The organism is Streptomyces sp. NPDC028314 (assembly GCF_055565795.1).
This window is the reverse complement of sequence record NZ_JBVHTP010000018.1, coordinates 85764-103727: the sequence shown is the minus strand read 5'-3', so window position 1 is coordinate 103727 and position 17964 is coordinate 85764. Positions and strand designations below refer to the sequence as shown.

Annotated in this window: 18 protein-coding genes; 8 read left to right on the top strand and 10 right to left on the bottom strand. The window is 75.7% G+C overall.

The features are described 5' to 3' along the window. Nucleotides 1–5: 5 nt before the first annotated feature. From ACZ4TG_RS33060 to ACZ4TG_RS33040, 5 genes are all read right to left on the bottom strand, one after another. The gene (locus tag ACZ4TG_RS33060; protein ID WP_468170199.1) at nt 6–485 is read right to left on the bottom strand and encodes an Lrp/AsnC family transcriptional regulator; all 480 of its coding nucleotides are present in this window, start codon (nt 483–485) and stop codon (nt 6–8) included. Between the two features lie 83 nt (nt 486–568). Then, nucleotides 569–1294: a DUF1295 domain-containing protein gene (locus ACZ4TG_RS33055; RefSeq protein ID WP_468170372.1), complete on the bottom strand. Its 726-nt coding sequence runs from the start codon at nt 1292–1294 to the stop codon at nt 569–571. A 56-nt stretch (nt 1295–1350) separates the two neighbouring features. Further along, the gene (locus ACZ4TG_RS33050) at nt 1351–2559 is read right to left on the bottom strand and encodes a class I SAM-dependent methyltransferase (RefSeq protein ID WP_468170369.1); all 1209 of its coding nucleotides are present in this window, start codon (nt 2557–2559) and stop codon (nt 1351–1353) included. A 5-nt stretch (nt 2560–2564) separates the two neighbouring features. Further along, complete coding sequence (locus ACZ4TG_RS33045) at nt 2565–3299, bottom strand: DUF1365 domain-containing protein (RefSeq protein WP_468170196.1); 735 nt, start codon at nt 3297–3299, stop codon at nt 2565–2567. Then, nucleotides 3296–4582 (bottom strand): NAD(P)/FAD-dependent oxidoreductase, encoded by a 1287-nt coding sequence (locus ACZ4TG_RS33040; protein ID WP_468170193.1) that lies wholly within the window; start codon nt 4580–4582, stop codon nt 3296–3298. The genes ACZ4TG_RS33045 and ACZ4TG_RS33040 overlap by 4 nt, the downstream gene beginning before the upstream one ends. A 391-nt stretch (nt 4583–4973) precedes the next feature. Between ACZ4TG_RS33040 and ACZ4TG_RS33035 the strand changes: the two genes are divergently transcribed. Genes ACZ4TG_RS33035 through ACZ4TG_RS33025 form a run of 3 tightly spaced genes read left to right on the top strand, consistent with a single transcriptional unit; the run spans nt 4974 to nt 9112 of the window. Continuing rightward, a complete protein-coding gene (locus tag ACZ4TG_RS33035; RefSeq protein WP_468170190.1) occupies nt 4974–6620 on the top strand; it encodes an SDR family oxidoreductase in 1647 nt (548 codons plus the stop codon). Between the two features lie 16 nt (nt 6621–6636). Beyond that, nucleotides 6637–8052, top strand: coding sequence for a cryptochrome/photolyase family protein (locus tag ACZ4TG_RS33030; RefSeq protein WP_468170188.1), 1416 nt, complete (start codon nt 6637–6639; stop codon nt 8050–8052). 43 nt (nt 8053–8095) lie between these two features. Continuing rightward, nucleotides 8096–9112: a MerR family transcriptional regulator gene (locus tag ACZ4TG_RS33025; protein WP_468170366.1), complete on the top strand. Its 1017-nt coding sequence runs from the start codon at nt 8096–8098 to the stop codon at nt 9110–9112. Here the strand turns inward: ACZ4TG_RS33025 and ACZ4TG_RS33020 are convergent. Further along, nucleotides 9061–10011 carry an ArsR/SmtB family transcription factor gene (locus ACZ4TG_RS33020; RefSeq protein WP_468170363.1) on the bottom strand — a complete coding sequence of 317 codons (951 nt, stop codon included), beginning with the start codon at nt 10009–10011 and terminating at the stop codon, nt 9061–9063. The two genes, ACZ4TG_RS33025 and ACZ4TG_RS33020, sit on opposite strands and share 52 nt — an antisense overlap. A gap of 110 nt (nt 10012–10121) precedes the next feature. Between ACZ4TG_RS33020 and ACZ4TG_RS33015 the strand changes: the two genes are divergently transcribed. Then, nucleotides 10122–11033 carry an oxidoreductase gene (locus ACZ4TG_RS33015; protein ID WP_468170186.1) on the top strand — a complete coding sequence of 304 codons (912 nt, stop codon included), beginning with the start codon at nt 10122–10124 and terminating at the stop codon, nt 11031–11033. A gap of 147 nt (nt 11034–11180) precedes the next feature. On the opposite strand, the gene ACZ4TG_RS33010 is transcribed toward ACZ4TG_RS33015, so the two are convergent. From ACZ4TG_RS33010 to ACZ4TG_RS33000, 3 genes are all read right to left on the bottom strand, one after another. Then, entirely contained in the window at nt 11181–11765 is a 585-nt protein-coding gene (locus ACZ4TG_RS33010) for an RNA polymerase sigma factor (protein ID WP_468170183.1), read from the bottom strand. Between the two features lie 113 nt (nt 11766–11878). Continuing rightward, nucleotides 11879–12442, bottom strand: coding sequence for a DUF1275 family protein (locus ACZ4TG_RS33005; RefSeq protein WP_468170180.1), 564 nt, complete (start codon nt 12440–12442; stop codon nt 11879–11881). Between the two features lie 3 nt (nt 12443–12445). Next, nucleotides 12446–12940 (bottom strand): hypothetical protein, encoded by a 495-nt coding sequence (locus ACZ4TG_RS33000; protein ID WP_468170177.1) that lies wholly within the window; start codon nt 12938–12940, stop codon nt 12446–12448. A 70-nt stretch (nt 12941–13010) separates the two neighbouring features. Between ACZ4TG_RS33000 and ACZ4TG_RS32995 the strand changes: the two genes are divergently transcribed. After that, nucleotides 13011–13604, top strand: a complete 594-nt coding sequence (locus tag ACZ4TG_RS32995) for a histidine phosphatase family protein (protein ID WP_468170174.1) — start codon at nt 13011–13013, stop codon at nt 13602–13604. 122 nt (nt 13605–13726) lie between these two features. Here the strand turns inward: ACZ4TG_RS32995 and ACZ4TG_RS32990 are convergent, their stop codons facing one another. Next, a complete protein-coding gene (locus ACZ4TG_RS32990; RefSeq protein WP_468170360.1) occupies nt 13727–14188 on the bottom strand; it encodes a GNAT family N-acetyltransferase in 462 nt (153 codons plus the stop codon). A gap of 211 nt (nt 14189–14399) precedes the next feature. On the opposite strand from ACZ4TG_RS32990, the gene ACZ4TG_RS32985 reads away from it, so the two are divergent. The 3 genes from ACZ4TG_RS32985 to ACZ4TG_RS32975 all read left to right on the top strand — a co-directional run bounded on the left by ACZ4TG_RS32985 (nt 14400) and on the right by ACZ4TG_RS32975 (nt 17897). Next, entirely contained in the window at nt 14400–14972 is a 573-nt protein-coding gene (locus ACZ4TG_RS32985; protein ID WP_468170172.1) for a TetR/AcrR family transcriptional regulator, read from the top strand. Nucleotides 14973–15047: 75 nt separating this feature from the next. Beyond that, nucleotides 15048–15662, top strand: a complete 615-nt coding sequence (locus tag ACZ4TG_RS32980) for a DUF4865 family protein (protein WP_468170169.1) — start codon at nt 15048–15050, stop codon at nt 15660–15662. Between the two features lie 150 nt (nt 15663–15812). Then, entirely contained in the window at nt 15813–17897 is a 2085-nt protein-coding gene (locus ACZ4TG_RS32975) for a BTAD domain-containing putative transcriptional regulator (RefSeq protein ID WP_468170166.1), read from the top strand. Nucleotides 17898–17964 lie beyond the last annotated feature (67 nt).

The following is a 17964-nucleotide window of genomic DNA, read 5'->3' as shown; positions in this document are numbered from 1 at the left end:
TCTTGTCAGGGTTTACGGGCAGCTTTTCCCACGGACTCCACCAACGGCAGCAGCCGGTGCGCCACGCGCTCGCGCAGCGCCACCTCGGTCCGGGTGCGGACCACCCCCGGGAGCTGGATCAGCCGCTGGATGACGTCCTCCAGATGGGCGTTGTCCCGGGCCGCCACCCGGGTCAGCAGATCCCCGCCACCGGTGATGGAAAAGGCCTCGATGATCTCCGGTACGGCCGCCAGGGCGTCGCCGACCTCGTCCAGGTGACCCTGGGTGACCTCGATGTGCACGAAGGCGAGCACCGGGTGCCCGAGCGCGGCGGGGGACAGCACGGGACCCGTCCCGGTGATCACCCCGCTCCGCTCCAGCCGGTCGAGCCGGGCCTGGAGCGTGCCGCGCGCCACGCCGAGCAGCCGCGCGTACTCGCGCACGCTGGTGCGCGGCTGCTCGATCAGCAGGCGCAGGATCCGGGTGTCGAGCTCGTCCACCGCCATGCCGCGATCCTAAGTGCTGTCCCGCCTGCGGGGGCCGGCAGGGAAGGACCGCTCAGCCGGTCGGGCCGGGCAGAAAGGACCGCTCAGCCGGTGCGGCGGGGCGGCCGGGGGAGGAAGCCGCTGGTGCGGGAGCGGTACGCGGCGTAGCCCGGGCGGTCGGCCATATGGCGTTCCAGGAGGCGTTTGCCGCTGCCCGCGATCAGCAGGTACGACATCACCAGCGGGCCCGCCACCGACACCGCGGCCGCCTCCCACGTCCCCCACGCGGTCGGGGACAGCCCCCACCACACGCAGAAGTCCCCGAAGTAGTTCGGGTGCCGGGTCCACGACCACAGGCCCCGGTCCATGATCCCGCCCCGGTTCGCGGGGTCCGCCTTGAAGCGGGCCAGCTGGTGGTCCCCGAGCGCCTCGAAGGTGAGCCCGCACAGCCACAGCGCCGTCCCCGCCGCCACCGCGGGCCAGCCCGGGCCCCGCGTCGCGTACGCCCCCGCCTGCACCGGCAGGGAGACCAGCCACACCAGCGCCGCCTGGAGCAGGTACACCACGCGCAGCGCGTACAGGTTCCGGCTCCCGCGAGCCCGGGCCAGCAGCCGCTCGTACCGGGGGTCCTCCCCGTGCCCGCGGCCCCGCCACGCGATGTGCCCGGCCAGCCGCAGGCCCCAGAGCACCGTCAGGGCGGCCGGCAGGGGCTGCCGGCCGTCCGACATCACGTACGTGGCCCCGGCGACCGCCGCGAACGCCGGGCCCCAGGCCACGTCCACCACCCGGTGCCTCCCGAGCCGCACGCCCACCGCGAAGGCGATCAGCATGACGGCGAGCGCCACCCCGGCCGAGACGGCGAGGCCGGCCCCGAAGGCACCCCAGTTCACCGGGTACCGCCGCCCGCGTCCGTCAGCAGGATCTGGTGCACGTCCAGGTAGCCCGAGGCGAAGCCGGCCTCGCAGTACGCCAGGTAGAAGGTCCACATCCGCCGGAACGTCTCGTCGAAGCCCAGCTCCGCCACCCGCTCCGACCGCTGCGCGAACCGCTCCCGCCACAGCCGCAGGGTCTGCGCGTAGTGCGCCCCGTACCCCTCGCAGCGCACCACGCGCAGCCGGGTGTGGGCCCGGGCCATCTCCTCCACCACCCGTACCGACGGCAGCGTCCCGCCCGGGAAGATGTACTTGTGGATCCAGGTGTACGTGTCCCGCGTGGCCAGCATCCGCTCGTGCGGCATGGTGATCGCCTGGAGCGCCACCCGCCCGCCCGGCGCCAGCAGCCGGTCCAGCGCGGCGAAGTACACCGGCCAGTACTCGGCGCCGACCGCCTCGATCATCTCCACGCTGACGATGGAGTCGTAGCTGCCCCGCGCCTCCCGGTAGTCGCACAGCCGCACCTCGACCCGGTCGGCGAACCCGGCCCGCGCGATCCGCTCCACCGCCAGCTCCCGCTGCTCGCGGGAGAGGGTGAGCGTGACCACGCGGGCGCCGCGCGCCGCCGCCCGGATCGCCAGCTCGCCCCAGCCGGTGCCGATCTCCAGCAGCCGGGTGCCGGGGCCCACCGCGGCCGTGTCCAGCAGCATGTCGATCTTGCGCCGCTGTGCGTCGGCCAGCTGCCCGGGGCCGGCGGGCAGGGCCCGGAACACCGCCGAGGAGTAGGTCATGGTCGGGTCCAGGAACTCCGCGAAGAGCTCGTTGGACAGGTCGTAGTGCCGCTGGATGTTGGTGCGGGAGCCGTCCGGGGTGTTCCGGTCGGTCTCCGGGTGCCGGGCCGCCCACATCCCGCGCAGCTTCTGCAGCGGCGCCGGGATCAGCGCCGACACGTGCCCCGCCAGCACCGTCAGCACGGCCACCGGGTCCCGGGCGTCCCATTCGCCGGCCAGGTACGACTCGCCGAAGCCGATCAGGCCTTCGGCGGTGATCCGGCGTTCGAAGGCGGCCGGGTCGTACACCGCCATGGCGGGCCCGCCCCTGCCGAGGAGCTCCCCGGGGCCCATCCGGACCTGGAGCGGCAGCCGGTCCAGGGCCCGGCGGATCAGCAGCCGGCCCACGGCCGCCCGGGTACGCGAACAGTCCGGCACCGCCGGCAGCGTCATCGTGCTCACTTCACACCCTCCTGGGGTACGTGTCGGGGGCGCGGCCGCACCGGCACACCGCGCAGCCACAGCCTGACGCCGTGGAACCGGATGCCCACCGCCACCGCGGCGGTGGACCAGGGGTGGCGCAGCGAGGCGCGCAGGACGCCCCGTACGCCGGCGGGCCGGCGGCAGCCGCGCACGGCCGCGGTCAGCCGCGCACCGTCGGCCCCGCCCGCCAGCCGCACGCTCAGGGCGAGCCGCTCGTCCGGTTCGGGCAGGCGCATCCGGTAGGCGCCGTCCACCCCCAGGAACGGGGAGACGTGGAACTCCTTCGCCACCCCGGCCGTCCCCAGCGCGGCCTCCGGGCCGAGCAGGTAGCAGTGCCGCTCGCCGTACGTGTTGTGCACCTCGGCCACCACCTGGCGCAGCGCCCCGTCGGGGCCGTGGCACCAGTACACGGAGAGCGGGTTGAAGACGTAGCCGAACACGCGGGCGTGCGCGAGCATCGACACCCGTGAACCGGCGGGCAGCCCGGCCCCGCGCGCGGCGAGGAAACGGTCGAGCCCCGCCCGGATGGTCGGCGCCCCGCCGCCGAAGTGGTCGCGCGGGTCGAAACGCCCCAGCAGCCGCAACGGGCCCGGCAGCCGCGGCAGTTCGTCGAGGTCCACCAGCCACAGGTACGTCCGGTGGCGCAGGCCGTACGAGCGGCCGCCGGACCGCCCGTGCCGGATCTCGGCCTCGTACAGGCGGGGTCTCACCAGGTCACCCCCAGCGCGGCCGCCGCCGCCACGCCCGAGCGGCAGCCGTCCTCGTGGAACCCCCACCCGTGGTACGCCCCGGCGAAGGCGGTCACCGGGCCCGACAGCGCGGGCAGCAGGCGCTGCGCCGCCACCGACTCCGCCGTGTAGACGGGGTGTTCGTAGGCCATCTCGGCCAGCACCAGGTCCGGCCGCACCCGGTCGTCGGCGTTCAGCGTCACCACGTACGGCTCCGGCGAGTCCAGCCCCTGGAGCCGGTTCATGTCGTAGCTGACCCGGACGTGCCCGTCCTGCGGGCGGCAGCCGGACAGCCGGTAGTTCCAGCAGGCCCGGGCCCCGGCCGAACGCGGCAGCACCGAGGCGTCGGTGTGCAGCACCGTCCGGTTGCGGGAGTAGCGGAAGGCGCCCAGTGCCGCGCGCTCGCGCTCCGTCGGGTCGGCCAGCAGCCGCAGCGCCTGGTCGGCGTGGACGGCGACGACCACCGAGTCGTACGCGGCCGTGCCGCCGTCGGCGGTGGTGATCCTGACCCCGTCCGGGGTGCGCTCCACCGCCCGCACGGCGGTTCCCGCACGGACCGCGCCCGCACCGAGCCGCTCCCGTACCAGGTCCACGTACCGGGCCGAGCCACCCTCGACGGTCCGCCAGTTCGGGGAGCCGCCGACCGACAGCATCCCGTGGTGGGCCAGGAAGCGGAACAGGTACCGGGCCGGGTAGCGCAGCGCCGTGTCCGGAGGGCAGGACCACACCGAGGCCACCAGCGGGATCGCGAAGTGCCCGGTGAAGTACGCGCCGAACCCGCCCCGCGCCAGGAACTGCCCGAGGGTGGGCCCGGGCCCGGCCGCCGGGGTCGCGAGCAGCCGCCGGGCCTGCCGGTGGAAGGCCGGGACCCGGGCCAGCATGCGCAGGTAGGCGGGCCGGGCGGCGGACCCGGGCCGGGCGAACAGCCCGCGCGGCCCGCGCGCCCCGGCGTACTCCAGGCCGCAGCCCTCGCAGTGCACCGACAGGCTCATCGTCGTGGCCCGGGTGGCCACCCCCAGCTCGCGGAAGAGCCGCAGCAGCTGCGGGTACGTCCGGTCGTTGTGGACGATGAACCCGGAGTCCACCGCCCGGACCTGCCCGTCGGGCCCCTTCAGCTCGTGGGTGTGGGCGTGCCCGCCCAGCCGGTCGTCGGCCTCGTACAGGGTCACCTCGTGGGAGCCCGCCAGCACGTATGCCGCCGTCAGCCCCGAGACACCCCCTCCGACCACGGCCGTACGCGGTCGGGATCGTCCTCGCTCGGTCATCGTGTCGCCTCCTTCACCGCTCCTTCGGAGCGGGAGGGGTGCTCGGATGTGTCCGCGGCCGAACCGGGCCGGGATTTCACCGAGGAGGGGGCGGGCGCGGGGCGGGAAGGGGATCACCAGCCGGGTGATCCGGGCGGACGGGGGCATGGCACTCCCGGATCCGGGGCGGGTCTGTGCTGAGCTGGAGGCCGGTGCCGGCGGGCGGTGCCGGCGGGCGGTCCTTCCGGACCGTCCCCCGGCGGGGCCAAGCCCGTCGGAAGCGGCCGAGCGGAGAGCGGCGCATCCGCTCGCACCGGCCGCGCGGAATCCCGTACGGGGGGCCGGGCACCGGTCCCCGCGCCGGCACGCTTACGAGGTCCCGCACGCGGGACGACGAAGAACGGAGACGGCCATGACAGGACTGCGATGCCTGGTCACCGGGGCCACCGGCTACATCGGCGGCCGGCTGGTGCCGGAACTGCTCGACGCCGGGCACCGCGTCCGCTGCCTGGCCCGCTCCCCGGAGAAACTGCGCGACCACCCCTGGGCCGGCCGCGCCGAGGTGGTGCGCGGCGACGTCACCGACCCGGAGTCGCTGGCGGCGGCCATGAGCGGCATCGACGTCGCGTACTACCTGGTGCACTCCCTCGGCAGCGGCCACGGCTTCGAGGACCGCGACCGCGCTGCCGCCCGCACCTTCGCCGAACGGGCCCACGCCGCCGGGGTCCGGCGGATCGTCTACCTCGGCGGCCTCACCCCGGCCGGCATCCCCGTCCGGGAACTCTCCCCGCACCTGCGCTCCCGCGCCGAAGTCGGGGAGATCTTCCTGGCCTCCGCCGTCCCGACCACGTTCCTGCGCGCCGCCGTCATCATCGGGTCCGGCTCGGCCTCGTTCGAGATGCTGCGCTACCTGACCGAGCGGCTGCCCGTCATGGTCACCCCCAGCTGGGTCGGTACCCGCTGCCAGCCCATCGCCGTCCGCGACGTCCTGCGCTACCTCGTCGGCAGCGCCTCCATGCCGTCCGACGTCAGCCGGAGCTTCGACATCGGCGGCCCGGACGTGGTCACGTACGAGGAGATGATGCGCCGCTACGCCGTGGTGGCGGAGCTTCCCGAACGGCTCATCCTGCGCGTGCCGATGCTCACCCCCCGGCTGTCCAGCCACTGGATCGGCCTGGTCACCCCGGTACCGAGGCGCCTCGCCCGGCCGCTCGCGGAATCGCTGCGCCACGAGGTGGTCTGCGAGGAGCACGACATCGCCGCGTACGTGCCCGACCCGCCCGGCGCGCCGATCGGCTTCGACCAGGCCCTGGCGCTCGCCCTCCAGCGGATCCGCCAGGCCAACGTGGTCACCCGCTGGTCCTCCGCCGCCCTGCCCGGCGCACCGAGCGACCCCCTGCCCACCGACCCCGACTGGGCGGGCGGAAGCCTGTACACCGACCGGCGGGAACTGGGCGTCGAAGCCTCGCCCGGCGCGCTGTGGCGGGTGGTGGAGGGCATCGGCGGGGAGAACGGCTGGTACTCCTTCCCGCTGGCCTGGGCCGTACGGGGCTGGCTGGACCGGCTCGTCGGCGGGGCCGGCATCCGGCGCGGCCGGCGCGACGCGGCCCGGCTGCGGGTCGGTGATTCCCTCGACTTCTGGCGGGTGGAGGAGATCGAGCCGGGGCGCATGCTCCGCCTGCGCGCCGAGATGCGGCTGCCGGGCCTGGCCTGGCTGGAGCTCCACGTCGAACCGGAGCCGACGGCTGCCCGGGGCGGCAGCGGGGCCCGTTCCCGCTACCGCCAGCGGGCGCTGTTCCACCCGCACGGGCTGCTCGGCCACCTGTACTGGTGGAGCGTGTCGCCCTTCCACGCCGTGGTCTTCGGCGGGATGGCCCGCAACATCGCGGGCGCGGCCGAGAAGCTGGACCGTGCGAAGGCGCACGACGCGCCCGGTCCGGTCCGCGCACCCGGCGCGGCCGGGGCCCCCGCGTCCCGCCGGCCGGCGGCGGGCGGCCCCGCATCCGATCGGGCGGGCGGCGCCGAAGTACCCGATGACAACCGTCCGCCACAGCCCTGACACGGAGCGAGCGCCCATGAACGTCGCGGTGGTCCTGTACACCTCCGACCTGCGCGTGCACGACCACCCGCCGCTGCGGGCGGCCCGGTCCTCCTGCGACCTGGTCGTTCCGCTCTTCGTCCGCGACCGGGCCGTCGAGGCGGCCGGATTCGCCCCGCCCAACCGGCGGGCCTTCCTCGCGGACTGCCTGGCCGATCTGGACGCCGCGCTGCGCGAGCGCGGCGGCCGGCTGGTGGTGCGCTCCGGGGACGCCGTCGCCGAGGTGTGCGCCCTCGTGCGGGAGGCGGACGCCGACGAGGTGCACATGGCGGCCGGGGTCAGCGCCTACGCCCACGCCCGGGAGGAGCGGCTGCGCTCCGCCCTCGAAGCGGACGGCCGGCGGCTGTACGTGCACGACGCGGTGATCACCGCGGTGGCCCCCGGGGTGGTGCGGCCGGCCGGCGGCGACCACTTCGCCGTGTTCACCCCATACCTGCGCCGCTGGTCGGAACTGCCCCCGCGGCCCGTCGCCGCCGCCCCGCGCGCCGTCCGGGTCCCCCCGGGCATCGGCTCCGAACCCCTGCCCGACCGCGCTGCCGTCACCGGGGTCTCCCCGGGCCTGGCGCGCGGCGGCGAACGCGAGGCGCGGCGGCTGCTGACCGGCTGGCTGGGCGGCGCCATCGCCCGCTACGAGGAGGTCCACGACGATCTGGCGGGCGACGCCACCTCGCGGCTCTCCCCGCACCTGCACTTCGGCACCCTCTCGGCCGCCGAGGCCGTCCACCGCTCCCGCGCGGCCGGCGGACCCGGCGCGGAGGCCTTCGTCCGGCAGCTGTGCTGGCGCGACTTCCACCACCAGGTGCTGGCCGCCCGCCCCGAAGCGGCCACCGAGGACTACCGGGCCCGCCACGACCGCTGGCGCACCGGACCCGCCGCCGAGGAGGAGATCCGGGCCTGGAAGGACGGCCGCACCGGCTACCCGGTGGTCGACGCGGCCATGCGCCAGCTCCGCCACGAGGGCTGGATGCACAACCGGGGCCGGCTGCTGGCCGCGAGCTTCCTCGCCAAGACCCTGTACGTGGACTGGCGGGTCGGCGCCCGGCACTTCCTGGACCTCCTCGTCGACGGGGACCTCGCCAACAACCAGCTCAACTGGCAGTGGGTGGCCGGCACGGGCACCGACACCCGCCCCAACCGCGTCCTCAACCCGGTCCGCCAGGGCCTGCGCCACGACCCCGACGGGGCCTACGTGCACCGCTGGGTCCCCGAGCTGGCCGCACTGCCCGCGCCCCGGGTGCACGAACCCTGGCGGCTGCCCGCACCGGAACGGGCCCGCTACGACTACCCCGACCCGGTGGTGGACCTCGCGGACGGGCTCGACCGCTTCCGGCAGGGGCGGGCCCACGCGGTGCCGCCGGGGACGTCCGCACCGGGTTCCCGCGTCGTATCGTGAGCGGGTGGACCCCGTGCCGCCCCGCCGGCCCCAGGAGCACCCCCTGGAGCACGCCCCGGAGCACCCGCAGGACCTGCCCGCCGCCGCGCTGAGCACCGGCGCCGTGGCCCGGCGCCTCGGGGTGTCACCGACCACGCTGCGTTCGTGGGAGCGCCGGTACGCCATCGGGCCCGCCCGCCGCGAGGACGGACGCCACCGCCGCTGGACCCCCGAGGACATCGCCCGGCTGGAGCTGATGTGCCGGCTCACCGCGCAGGGCGTCCCCCCGTCCGAGGCGGCGCGGGCCGCGCTCGGCGCAGCCCCCGGCACCCGCGCCGCCGCGCCGGCGGCCGCTGTGACGCCGGGCGGCCCCAACGCCCTTCCGCTGGGGGAGGTCCGCCCGGAGTGCAGGGGGCTCGCACGGGCCGCCGTACGACTGGACGCGCCGGCGGTGGAGCGGCTGCTGGAGACCGCCGTCGCGGAACACGGCCTGATCCGCGCCTGGGAGGAGGTCATCGCGCCGACCCTGCACGCCGTGGGACGCAAGTGGGCCTCGGCCGGGGAGCGTTACGTGGAGGTGGAGCACCTGCTGTCCTGGCACGTCTCCTGCGCCCTGCGCCGGGTCCGGCCCGCCGCGGAGCAACTGCGCTCGCCTCCCGTGCTGCTGGCCTGCACACCGGGGGAGCAGCACACCCTGCCCGTCGAGGCGCTGGCCGCCGCGCTCGGTGAACGGGGCCTGCCCGTAAGGATGTTCGGCGCGGCCCTGCCCGCCGAGGCGCTGCACGAGGCGGTCCGGCGCACGGGTCCGCGCGCCGCCGTCCTGTGGGCGCAGTCCCGCACCACGGCCGACCGCACCCTGGCCCGCTCGGTGGCCGCCGTCGAATGGGGGCCGCGCGGCGCCCGAGGAGGTCCGGCGCTGCTGCTGGCCGGGCCCGGCTGGGGCGCGGGCGCCCCGGATCCGCGCACCGGGCGGCTGTTCGGGCTGCGCTCGGGTCTCACCGTCATCGAGGCGGCGCTGCACTCCCGGGACTACGCGGGTCCGGCGGCAAGCAGGGACTCCGCGACCGAGGTGCGGGCGTAGAGCACCGACCGGCCGGCCCGGTGGGCGCTGACCAGGCCCGCGTCGCGCAGCGCGGTCAGGTACTGGGACACCCCGGCCGGGGAGAGCCCGGTGCGGCGGGCCAGTTCGGTGGTGGAGGCGGGGGTCTCCAGCTCGGTCAGCAGCAGGGTCCGGGAGCGGCCGAGCACGGCGGCGAGGGCATCGGTGCGGCCGGCGGCCCGGGGCTGCCACAGCGTGCCGGTGCCGCGCGCCGGATAGGCGAGCTGCGGCGGCTCCGGCCGGGCCAGCTGGATCACCAGGCCCGGTCCGGAGAAGGCCGAGGGGACCAGCAGCAGCCCCGGTCCGATCTTCCGGCGCGACAGGGCGGGCTTGCGCAGGGCCAGGTACAGGGTGTCGTCCTGCCAGCTCAGGCCCTGGTGCAGCTCGTTGAAGAGCCGGCCCGTGCCGTGCTCCGCGACCTGGCGGGCCCGGTGGAAGACGTCGGCGTCGAGCACGGCCCGGATCCGTGCCCAGTACGGCGCGAGCGCCAGTTCCCAGAACCTCCCGAGCTCCTCCACGACCCGCACCATGCGGGTCAGGGGCTCGGCGTACAGGGCCTGCAGACGCGGGCTCAGGCCGCCGCCCCGGTGGTACGCCAGATGGTCCAGGTTCCGGCGGACGCGGCCCGCGGGAGCGGCGAGGACGGCGGCCAGTTCCTCCTGCGGGGTGGGGGCCGGTCCGGCGGGCACCGGGTGCAGGAAGTCCGGGTGCGGCCCCGACAGCGGGACCAGCTCGCTCAGCCAGCCCCGGTCCAGCCCGGCCGCCGCCACCCGGGGCCGCACCTGCTCCAGCCAGGGCCGGTGAACGGGATGCGGCGCGCCGGAGCGCAGCAGCCGGAAGGCGGTCACCACTTCCCACATCGGGGAGACCGCGAACCGCATCTGCGCCAGATCGCTCGCGGAGAGCGCCAGCTCGGCCAGGACGACCACCCCCGGATTCACACATGCCTGAATCAATGGCCGCCAACCTACCCCGCCGAGATCATTCCGGCATGACCTCAGATACCACCGTCACCGCGTCGGCGTCCGGCACCTGGACGCTCGGCGACCGGGAGATCAACCGGATCGGATTCGGCGCGATGCGCCTCACCCAGCACGGCGAGGCGTTCCGCGACGACGCCCCGGCCACCGACCGGGACCGGATGATCGCCCTGCTGCGCGAGGCGGTCGACCTCGGCGTGAACCACATCGACACCGCCGCCTTCTACTTCTCGCCGCTGCGCTCCGCCAACGAACTGATCAACCGTGCCCTGGCCCCCTACCCGGACGACCTCGTCATCACCACCAAGGTCGGACCGGGCCGGGGCCCGTCGGGCGAGTGGCTGCCCCACGCCACCCCCGGGCAGCTGCGCGGCCAGGTCGAGGAGAACCTGCGCCAGCTGGGCCGCGACCACCTCGACGTGGTCAACCTGCGCGTCCTCGGGGAGGATCCGATCGCGGAGAGGTTCGGCGCGCTGGCCGAGCTGCGCGCCGCCGGACTGATCCGCCACCTGGGCATCTCCAACGTGCAGCCCGCCCACCTCGCGGAGGCCCGGGCCATCGCACCGGTGGTCTGCGTGCAGAACCAGTACGGGATCGGCATCCGGCCCGATCACGACGCGTTCCTGCGCACCTGCGGTGAACAGGGGGTGGCCTTCGTGCCGTTCTACTCGATCGCCGGCGCGGGCCGCCAGGCGGGAGTGAGCGGGCCCGAGCGCACGGAGGTGCTGGCCGTCGCCCGGGCCCACGGCGCGAGCGCGGCGCAGGTCCGGCTGGCCTGGACCCTCCAGCGGGGGCCGCACGTGCTCGCGATCCCCGGTACGGGCGATCCCGCGCACCTCGCCGCGAACGTGGCCGCCGGGGCGCTGCGGCTCTCCGCGTCCGAACTGGCCGCCCTGGACGCCTTCCACGCGAACGCGGGATGAGCGGGCGGCCGCGGCGTGGGGGGTCCCGCCTTGCGGAGGGTTCCCGCCTCGGGGTCGGCTTCCGCCTTGCGGAGGGTTCCCACCTCGCCGACGGCTCCCGCCCCGCGGACGGTTACCGCCCCGCGGAGGCCGGCCGCCCCGGACGGCTCACCGGGGCGAGGCCTCGGGCGCGCGGGGGCGCAGCGCGGGCGCCACCGACTCCCGCAGCACCAGCAGGGCCCGTCGCATGTGGCTCTTGACGGTGCCCAGCGGCAGCCCCGTGCGGTCCGCGATCTGCGACTGCGTCAGGTCCCCGTAGAAGGCCAGGCGCAGCACTCGCTGCTGGGCCGCGGGCAGCCGGGCCAGCTCCCCGAGGACCAGCACCCGGTCCACGGCCTGCTCCGGCTCCGGCCGGTCGGGCGTGCCGGGGCGCTGGGCGAGCTCGTGGAACACGGCCGCCGCCGCCCGGGCCCGGCGGGTCCGCGCCTCCAGGGCGTCGGCCACCTTGTGGCGGGTGATGCCGGTCAGCCAGGCTCCCAGGCCGCCGGGCCCGGGGCGGTAGCCGCCCCGGCCGCGCCAGGCGGCCAGGAACACCTGCTGGGTCACGTCCTCGGCCTCGCGGTCGTCACCCAGGGCGCGGCGGGCGAGGGAGTGCACCAGCGGCCGCCAGCGGCGGTAGGCCGCCTCCGTGCAGGCCTCGTCGCCCGCGGCGAACCCGGCCGCGATGCCCGCCTCGTCCGTCCGGTCGTCCATGCCCCGAGCCTCGCGAGGGGGCGGGCCGCCCGACAACTCGCACCGTTTCCGCATCGTTTTCGCAAGCGCCCGCCTGGGGGCCCTTCGGGGCCGTCCGTGCCGTGCGGCGTGCGTCAGCGGGTGTGCAGCCAGGGCTGGGTCTGGTACGCCGAGCCGACCGCCGGCACCGCCACGGCGGCGGGCAGCAGCATCCAGTTCACCGTCCAGCCGGCCCGCACCAGCAGGGCTCCGGTCGGCCCGCCGGCGAACATCGCCGCGAGCGATCCGGCCCGCCGCACCCAGGCGGACGTGCCGTACCCGACGGCACTGTCCCGGCCCAGGCCCGAACCGCCGACGACGGAGGTCACGGCCCGGGTCACGAGTGTCGTGGGGACTCCGGGCAGGTTCACCCGCAGGCTCGTCACGTTCCGGATCCCCATCGCCACCGCGAGCACGGCGGCGCTCAGCAGGTGCCGGCCCTCCGGGGACCCGTAGCGCGGCTCCACGCCCCATCCGATGCCCGCCGCCGCCAGGATCAGCGCCGCCTCGGCGGCCAGGCCGATCACGAACCAGCGCCGGCCCCGGGCCTCGGACACCGCCTCCAGCCTGGTCCCGCACGCCGTCCCGACGGCGAACGCGACCGCCGTGAGCACGATCAGCATCACGGTCAGCGGCGGCCGGACCGGGGTGGCCGGCATCCGTCAGGCCGCTTCCGGGGGCCGGCCCTCGCCCGCCATGAACCGCCACACCAGGGCGTGCGCCAGCATCACCAGCAGGATCAGCAGCAGGGCTTCCGCCTGGATCCCGGTCAGGTTCACCACGGAGGCCGTCTCGGGGGCCGCGCCCACCACGGCGACCAGCAGGTAGAGCACGCTCACCCCCACCCGGTGCCACAGCAGCCCCGCTCCCGAGCCGTCGGCCCGGCCCCGGGCCAGCAGCCGCAGCGTGGACGCGCACCCGACGACGGCGACCACGATGAAGCTGGCCCGCCACACGCCGGGCTGGTCGACCCCGCCCACCTGCGCGAACATGCCCATCAGGGCGGGCAGCAGGAAGGACAGGTAGATGCCGCCGACCACCCGCCGCAGGGCGGGCGCGCGCATCCATTCCGGGTGGCCCTGCACCACGTTCCACCACAGGCCGACGAGGGTGAAACAGGTCGCGGAGAAGAGGGCGTAGAAGGTGCTCACATCCATGACGCCCGACAGTGACACGCCCGCCCGCGTCCTCCGGCGACGACATGCCGGAGGGTCTATGGTCCGAAGGGTGAGCGACCTGCTGCTGGTGAGACACGGTGAGACGGCATGGAGCGCCGACGGACGGCACACGGGGCTGAGCGACGTGCCGCTGACGGCGCGCGGGGTCGAGGAGGCCATCTCGCTGGCCCCCTACTTCCGCGACGGCCATCCGGCCCTCGTGCTGACCAGCCCGCTGCGCCGGGCGGTGGCCACGGCCGAGCTCGCCGGACTGAGCGGCCCGGTCACCGACCCCGACCTGCACGAATGGGACTACGGCGGCTACGAGGGCATCACCACGGCGGAGATCCGGCGGACCCGGCCGCAGTGGTCCCTGTGGACCGACGGGGTCCCGCCCGGGGACGCGGAGCATCCCGGAGAGACCGCCGCACAGGTCGGCGCCCGCGCGGACCGCGTCCTGGCCCGGGCCGCCGAGGTGCTGGGCGAGGACCGGGGCGCTGTCGTACTGGTCGCCCACGGCCACTTCCTGCGCGTGCTGACGGCCCGCTACCTCGGGCTGTCCCCGGCCGACGGCCGTCTGTTCCTGCTGCGCACCGGAACGGTCAGCGTGCTGTCGACGGAGCACGGGCTCCCGGTCATCGCGGGCTGGAACACCCACCCCTGAGCGCCCCCGCCGCGCCTTGCCGTGCCCTGTGCGGCCCGGTGCGGCCCCTGTGCGGCCCTGCCTGGCCCTCGCCGAGGCCGGCCCTAGCCGAGCCCGGCCCTCCCCGAGCCCGGCCCGCGGCGTCAGCCGACCCGTCGGGCCAGCACCTGTCCCGGCCAGGTCCCGGACAGGAAGGGATCGGTGGGGGTGAAGCCGTTGCGCACGTAGAACGCGACCAGTTCGCCTCCGCCGCCCGCCCAGCAGTCGACGCGCAGCAGCTCCACGCCGGCCCGCCGGGTCTCCTCGGCGGCATGCGCCAGCAGCGCCGCCCCGATGCCCAGACCGGCGTACCGCCGGTGGGAGACCAGCAGCCGGACGTACCGCTCGGGTTCCCCGGCCGGCGCGATCGGCATCTGCGGGCTGGGCCCCGAGTCGAGGACCAGGGCTCCGACCGGCGCCCCGTCCAACTCCGCGACGTACGGGGTGTTCTCGGTGGTGTACCGCTCCACCCGCTCGACGCCGCCGGGCTTCTGCGAGTACGGGGTGGTGCCCCACTGCTCGGTGTTGCCGCGTTCGTTCATCCAGGCCACCGCGGAGTCGAGCATCTCCAGAATCGCCGGTGCGTCCGCCGGGCCGCCCGGTCGGATGCGTATGCCGCGCGTGCCGTGTGTGCCGTGTGTGCCGTGCGTGCTGTCGTTCACGCCGGAAGTCTAGGCACCGGGTCGGATCGCGGGCCACGGGGCGGGGGCCCAACTCCCCGACCGCCGTGCGGAGATCTCCCATCCCGCTGTACATACCAGTAGGTACAATCCTCGTATGAGTGCATCGGAAGACCTCGTCGAGAGCACCCGCGAGCTGCTGTGGGAACGGGGGTACGTCGGCACCAGCCCCAAGGCCATCCAGCAGCGCGCCGGGGTCGGACAGGGCAGCATGTACCACCACTTCAGCGGGAAGCCCGCACTCGCGCTGGCCGCCATCAGCCGCACCGCCGAGGAGATGCGCGCCAAGGCCGAGGCCCAGTTCGCCGCCCCCGGAACGGCCGTGGAGCGGATCACCGCCTATCTGCGGCGCGAGCGGGACGTCCTGCGGGGGTGCCCGGTCGGCCGCCTCACCCAGGACCCGGACGTGATGGCCGACGCCGCTCTGCGCCGCCCCGTCGAGGAGACCTTCGGCTGGCTGCGCGGCCGGCTCGCCGCTCTGCTGGCCGAGGGGCGCGAGCGCGGCGAACTGGCCCCCGGACTCGACCCGGCCGCCACCGCCGCCGCCATCGTCGCGGTACTGCAGGGGGGTTACGTACTGGCCCGCGCGGCCGGGTCGGACGAGGTGTTCACCCAGGCCGTGGACGGGATCCTCGGGCTGCTCGCCGCGTACGTCACCGAACGGCGTTGAGCACCTCCGCACCTGCCCCGCCACCCCACCGGCGGAACCCCTGAACCGCCGGACCCCCGAACGGGAGTCACCACCGTGTACGCCAGCCAGTACGAGATCACCCTGCCCGCCGACTACGACACGCAGATCATCCGCAAGCGCGTCGCCGACTTCGGCCACGCCCTCGACGACCGCGCCGGACTCGGCCTCAAGGCCTACCTGCTCCGCGAACGCGGCACCGACGGCTCGCCGGTCAACGAGTACGCCCCCTTCTACCTCTGGAACGACCCGGGCGCGATGGCCGCCTTCCTCGTCGGCGGCGCCGGATTCCAGGGCATCATCCGCGACTTCGGCCGCCCGGCCGTCCACCACTGGACCGGCCTCGCCGCGCTGGCCGGTCCCGCCCGCGCCGCGGTTCCCCGGGCCGCCTCGCGCCGGCTCACCCTCCTCCCCACCGGCCCCGACGCGCAGGCCACCGGGCTGGACACGGCCGAGCGGACCGAGCGCGAGACGCGGGAACTGGAGGCCCTGGCGCGGCGGGAGGGCGTCCACACGGCCGCGCTCGCGCTCGACCCACGGGACTGGCGGCTGCTGAGGTTCGTCCTCTGGGCGGACGCCGTCCCGGACGAGGAGGAGGCCACCGAGCGGTACCAGGTCCTCCGCCTCTGCGCGCCGGGCCTGCACCAACTGCCCGACGGCCGCTCCTGGTGACCCGGCGGCCGCCCCTGGTGAGCCGCGGCGGACCGGCCCCCACGGCCCCGTGAGCGGACAGGACGGCGAGTGACCGGCCATAAACCGTCGTGGGCCACAGTTTCCACAGTGGCAGGCCGGCAGGGCACACCGTCCAGAGAGGGGCCGTCCATGGAGTCCACCGCGCTGCTCCAGCGGGGACCGGCCGCACCCGGGGAACCCTCCCTGCGCATCGGCGTGCTCGGGCCGCTCGTCGTACACCTCGACGCCGAGCCCCGGACCCCCACGGCGCCCCAGGTCCGGCGCGTCCTGGCCGTCCTCCTGCTGCGCGCGGGCCGTCCCGTGCCGGTCTCCGCCCTCATCGAGGAACTCTGGGAGACCGAACCCCCGCGGCTCGCCCGCAAGACCGTCCAGACGTACGTGTACCAGCTGCGCCGCGCGCTGGCCCGCAGACCGGGCGCCGCGCACGCGGCATCCGCGGCCCAGCCCTCCGCGGAGCGGCTGGAGACCCGGACCAACGGCTACCTGCTGCGCCTGCGCCCGGAGGAGGTCGACCTCTGGGACTTCGAACGCCGGGTGGGACTGGCCCGCATCGACCTGGACGCCGGAAACGCCGGGGAGGCCGCCGAGACCCTGCGCGCCGCCCTCGCACTGTGGCGCGGCGACGCCTTCGCCGACGTGCCCGCCGGGCCCGAACTCGCCTCCCGGGTCACCCGGATCGAGGCCGCCCGGATCAGCGCGCTCGAAATGCGGGTCCAGGCCGACCTCCAGCTCGGCCGGCACGGCGCACTCCTCGACGAACTGCGCCAGCTCACCGCCGAACACCCGCTGAACGAGCGGTTCGCCGCCGACCTGGTCCTCGCCGCGCACCGCTCCGGCCAACGGGCCACCGCCCTCGACGCGTTCACCCGGCTCCGCCGCAACCTCGTCCGGGAGCTCGGCATCGAACCCTCCGACTGGGTCCGCACGCTCCAGCAGGAGGTGCTGAGCGCCGCCCCCTCGCTCGGCGCGCCCACGCCCGTACACCTCCTCCCGCCCGGCCCGCCCGCCGTGGAGGCCCCCGCATCCGGCCTGGCGACCCCCACGACCGTCCCCCGGCCCTCCCAACTCCCGCCGGACACACCCGACTTCACCGGCCGTCGACGGGAACTCGACCGCCTGCTCGCGCTGGCCTCCCCGGGCGAGGACTCCGCACGGCGCACCGCACCCCGCATCGTCACCGTCCTCGGCGGCATCGGCATGGGCAAGAGCGTGCTGGCCGTACGGGCCGCCCACCTGCTCAGCGGCCGCTTCCCCGACGGCCGGCTGTACGCCCGGCTGCACGGGGACCGGGGGACTCCGATCAGCCCGACCCTGATCCTGCGGTCGTTCCTGCGGGACCTGCGCCTGGACCCGGTACCGACCTCGGACGGGGATCCCGGGGGCTGGGCCGAGGACGAGCTCGCCCGGCGGTTCCGCGACCACACCGCCGACCGGGCGCTGCTCCTGCTGCTGGAGGACGCCGCTTCGGCCCGGCAGATCCTGCCCCTGCTGCCGGGCGGCAGCCGCAGCACCGTCATCGCCACCTCCCGGGTCCGGCTGCCCGGGCTGCCCGGCGCCGCGTCGCTGACCCTCGGGCCGATGAGCACCGAGGACGGCGCCGCGCTGTTCGCCGCGGCCGCCGGCCCCGGAGGGTGGCCCGCCGGGGACCACGCGGCCGCCCGGGGGATCGTCCGGCTGATGGGCCACGTCCCGCTCGGCATCCGGGCGATGGGGGAGACCCTGGCGGCCCGCCCGATGTGGTCGGCGGCGGATTTCGCCCGACGACTGGCCAACGAGCGCCAACGACGGGTAGAACTGCGCGCAGGCACCTGGGACGTGCTCGCCCGGGTCGAACAGTCCGCCGGCCGGCTGCCGCGCGCCGCGCGCGAGGCACTGACCGCGCTCAGCCGCTCCACCACCGGAACCTTCGGGGTCCGGGACGCCGCACAGCTGCTCGGGGTTCCCACCGCCACCGCCGAGCAACTGCTGGGCAGCCTGCTGGACCACCACGCCGTCGAACTGGACGGCAGGGTGCACGCGGGAACGCCCGGGACCGCGGTGTCGTCCTTCCGGATATCCGAACTGCTCCGGCTCGCCCTCGGAGGGGACCCGGAGGCGGATCCGCAGCTGCGGTCCCCGGGCGCCTCCCTCCGGGCGGCGGCCTACGCCCTGCACCCCGGAGTCCCGGAATCCGGGTTTCCCGATCCTTTGCCTCCGCTTGGTCGTCCCGCGTGAAGCTGCGTCTCCGTGGCGGCATGTGCTTTCGGCACCCGCCGCTCGCAGACACGAGCAGGCAGCTGGC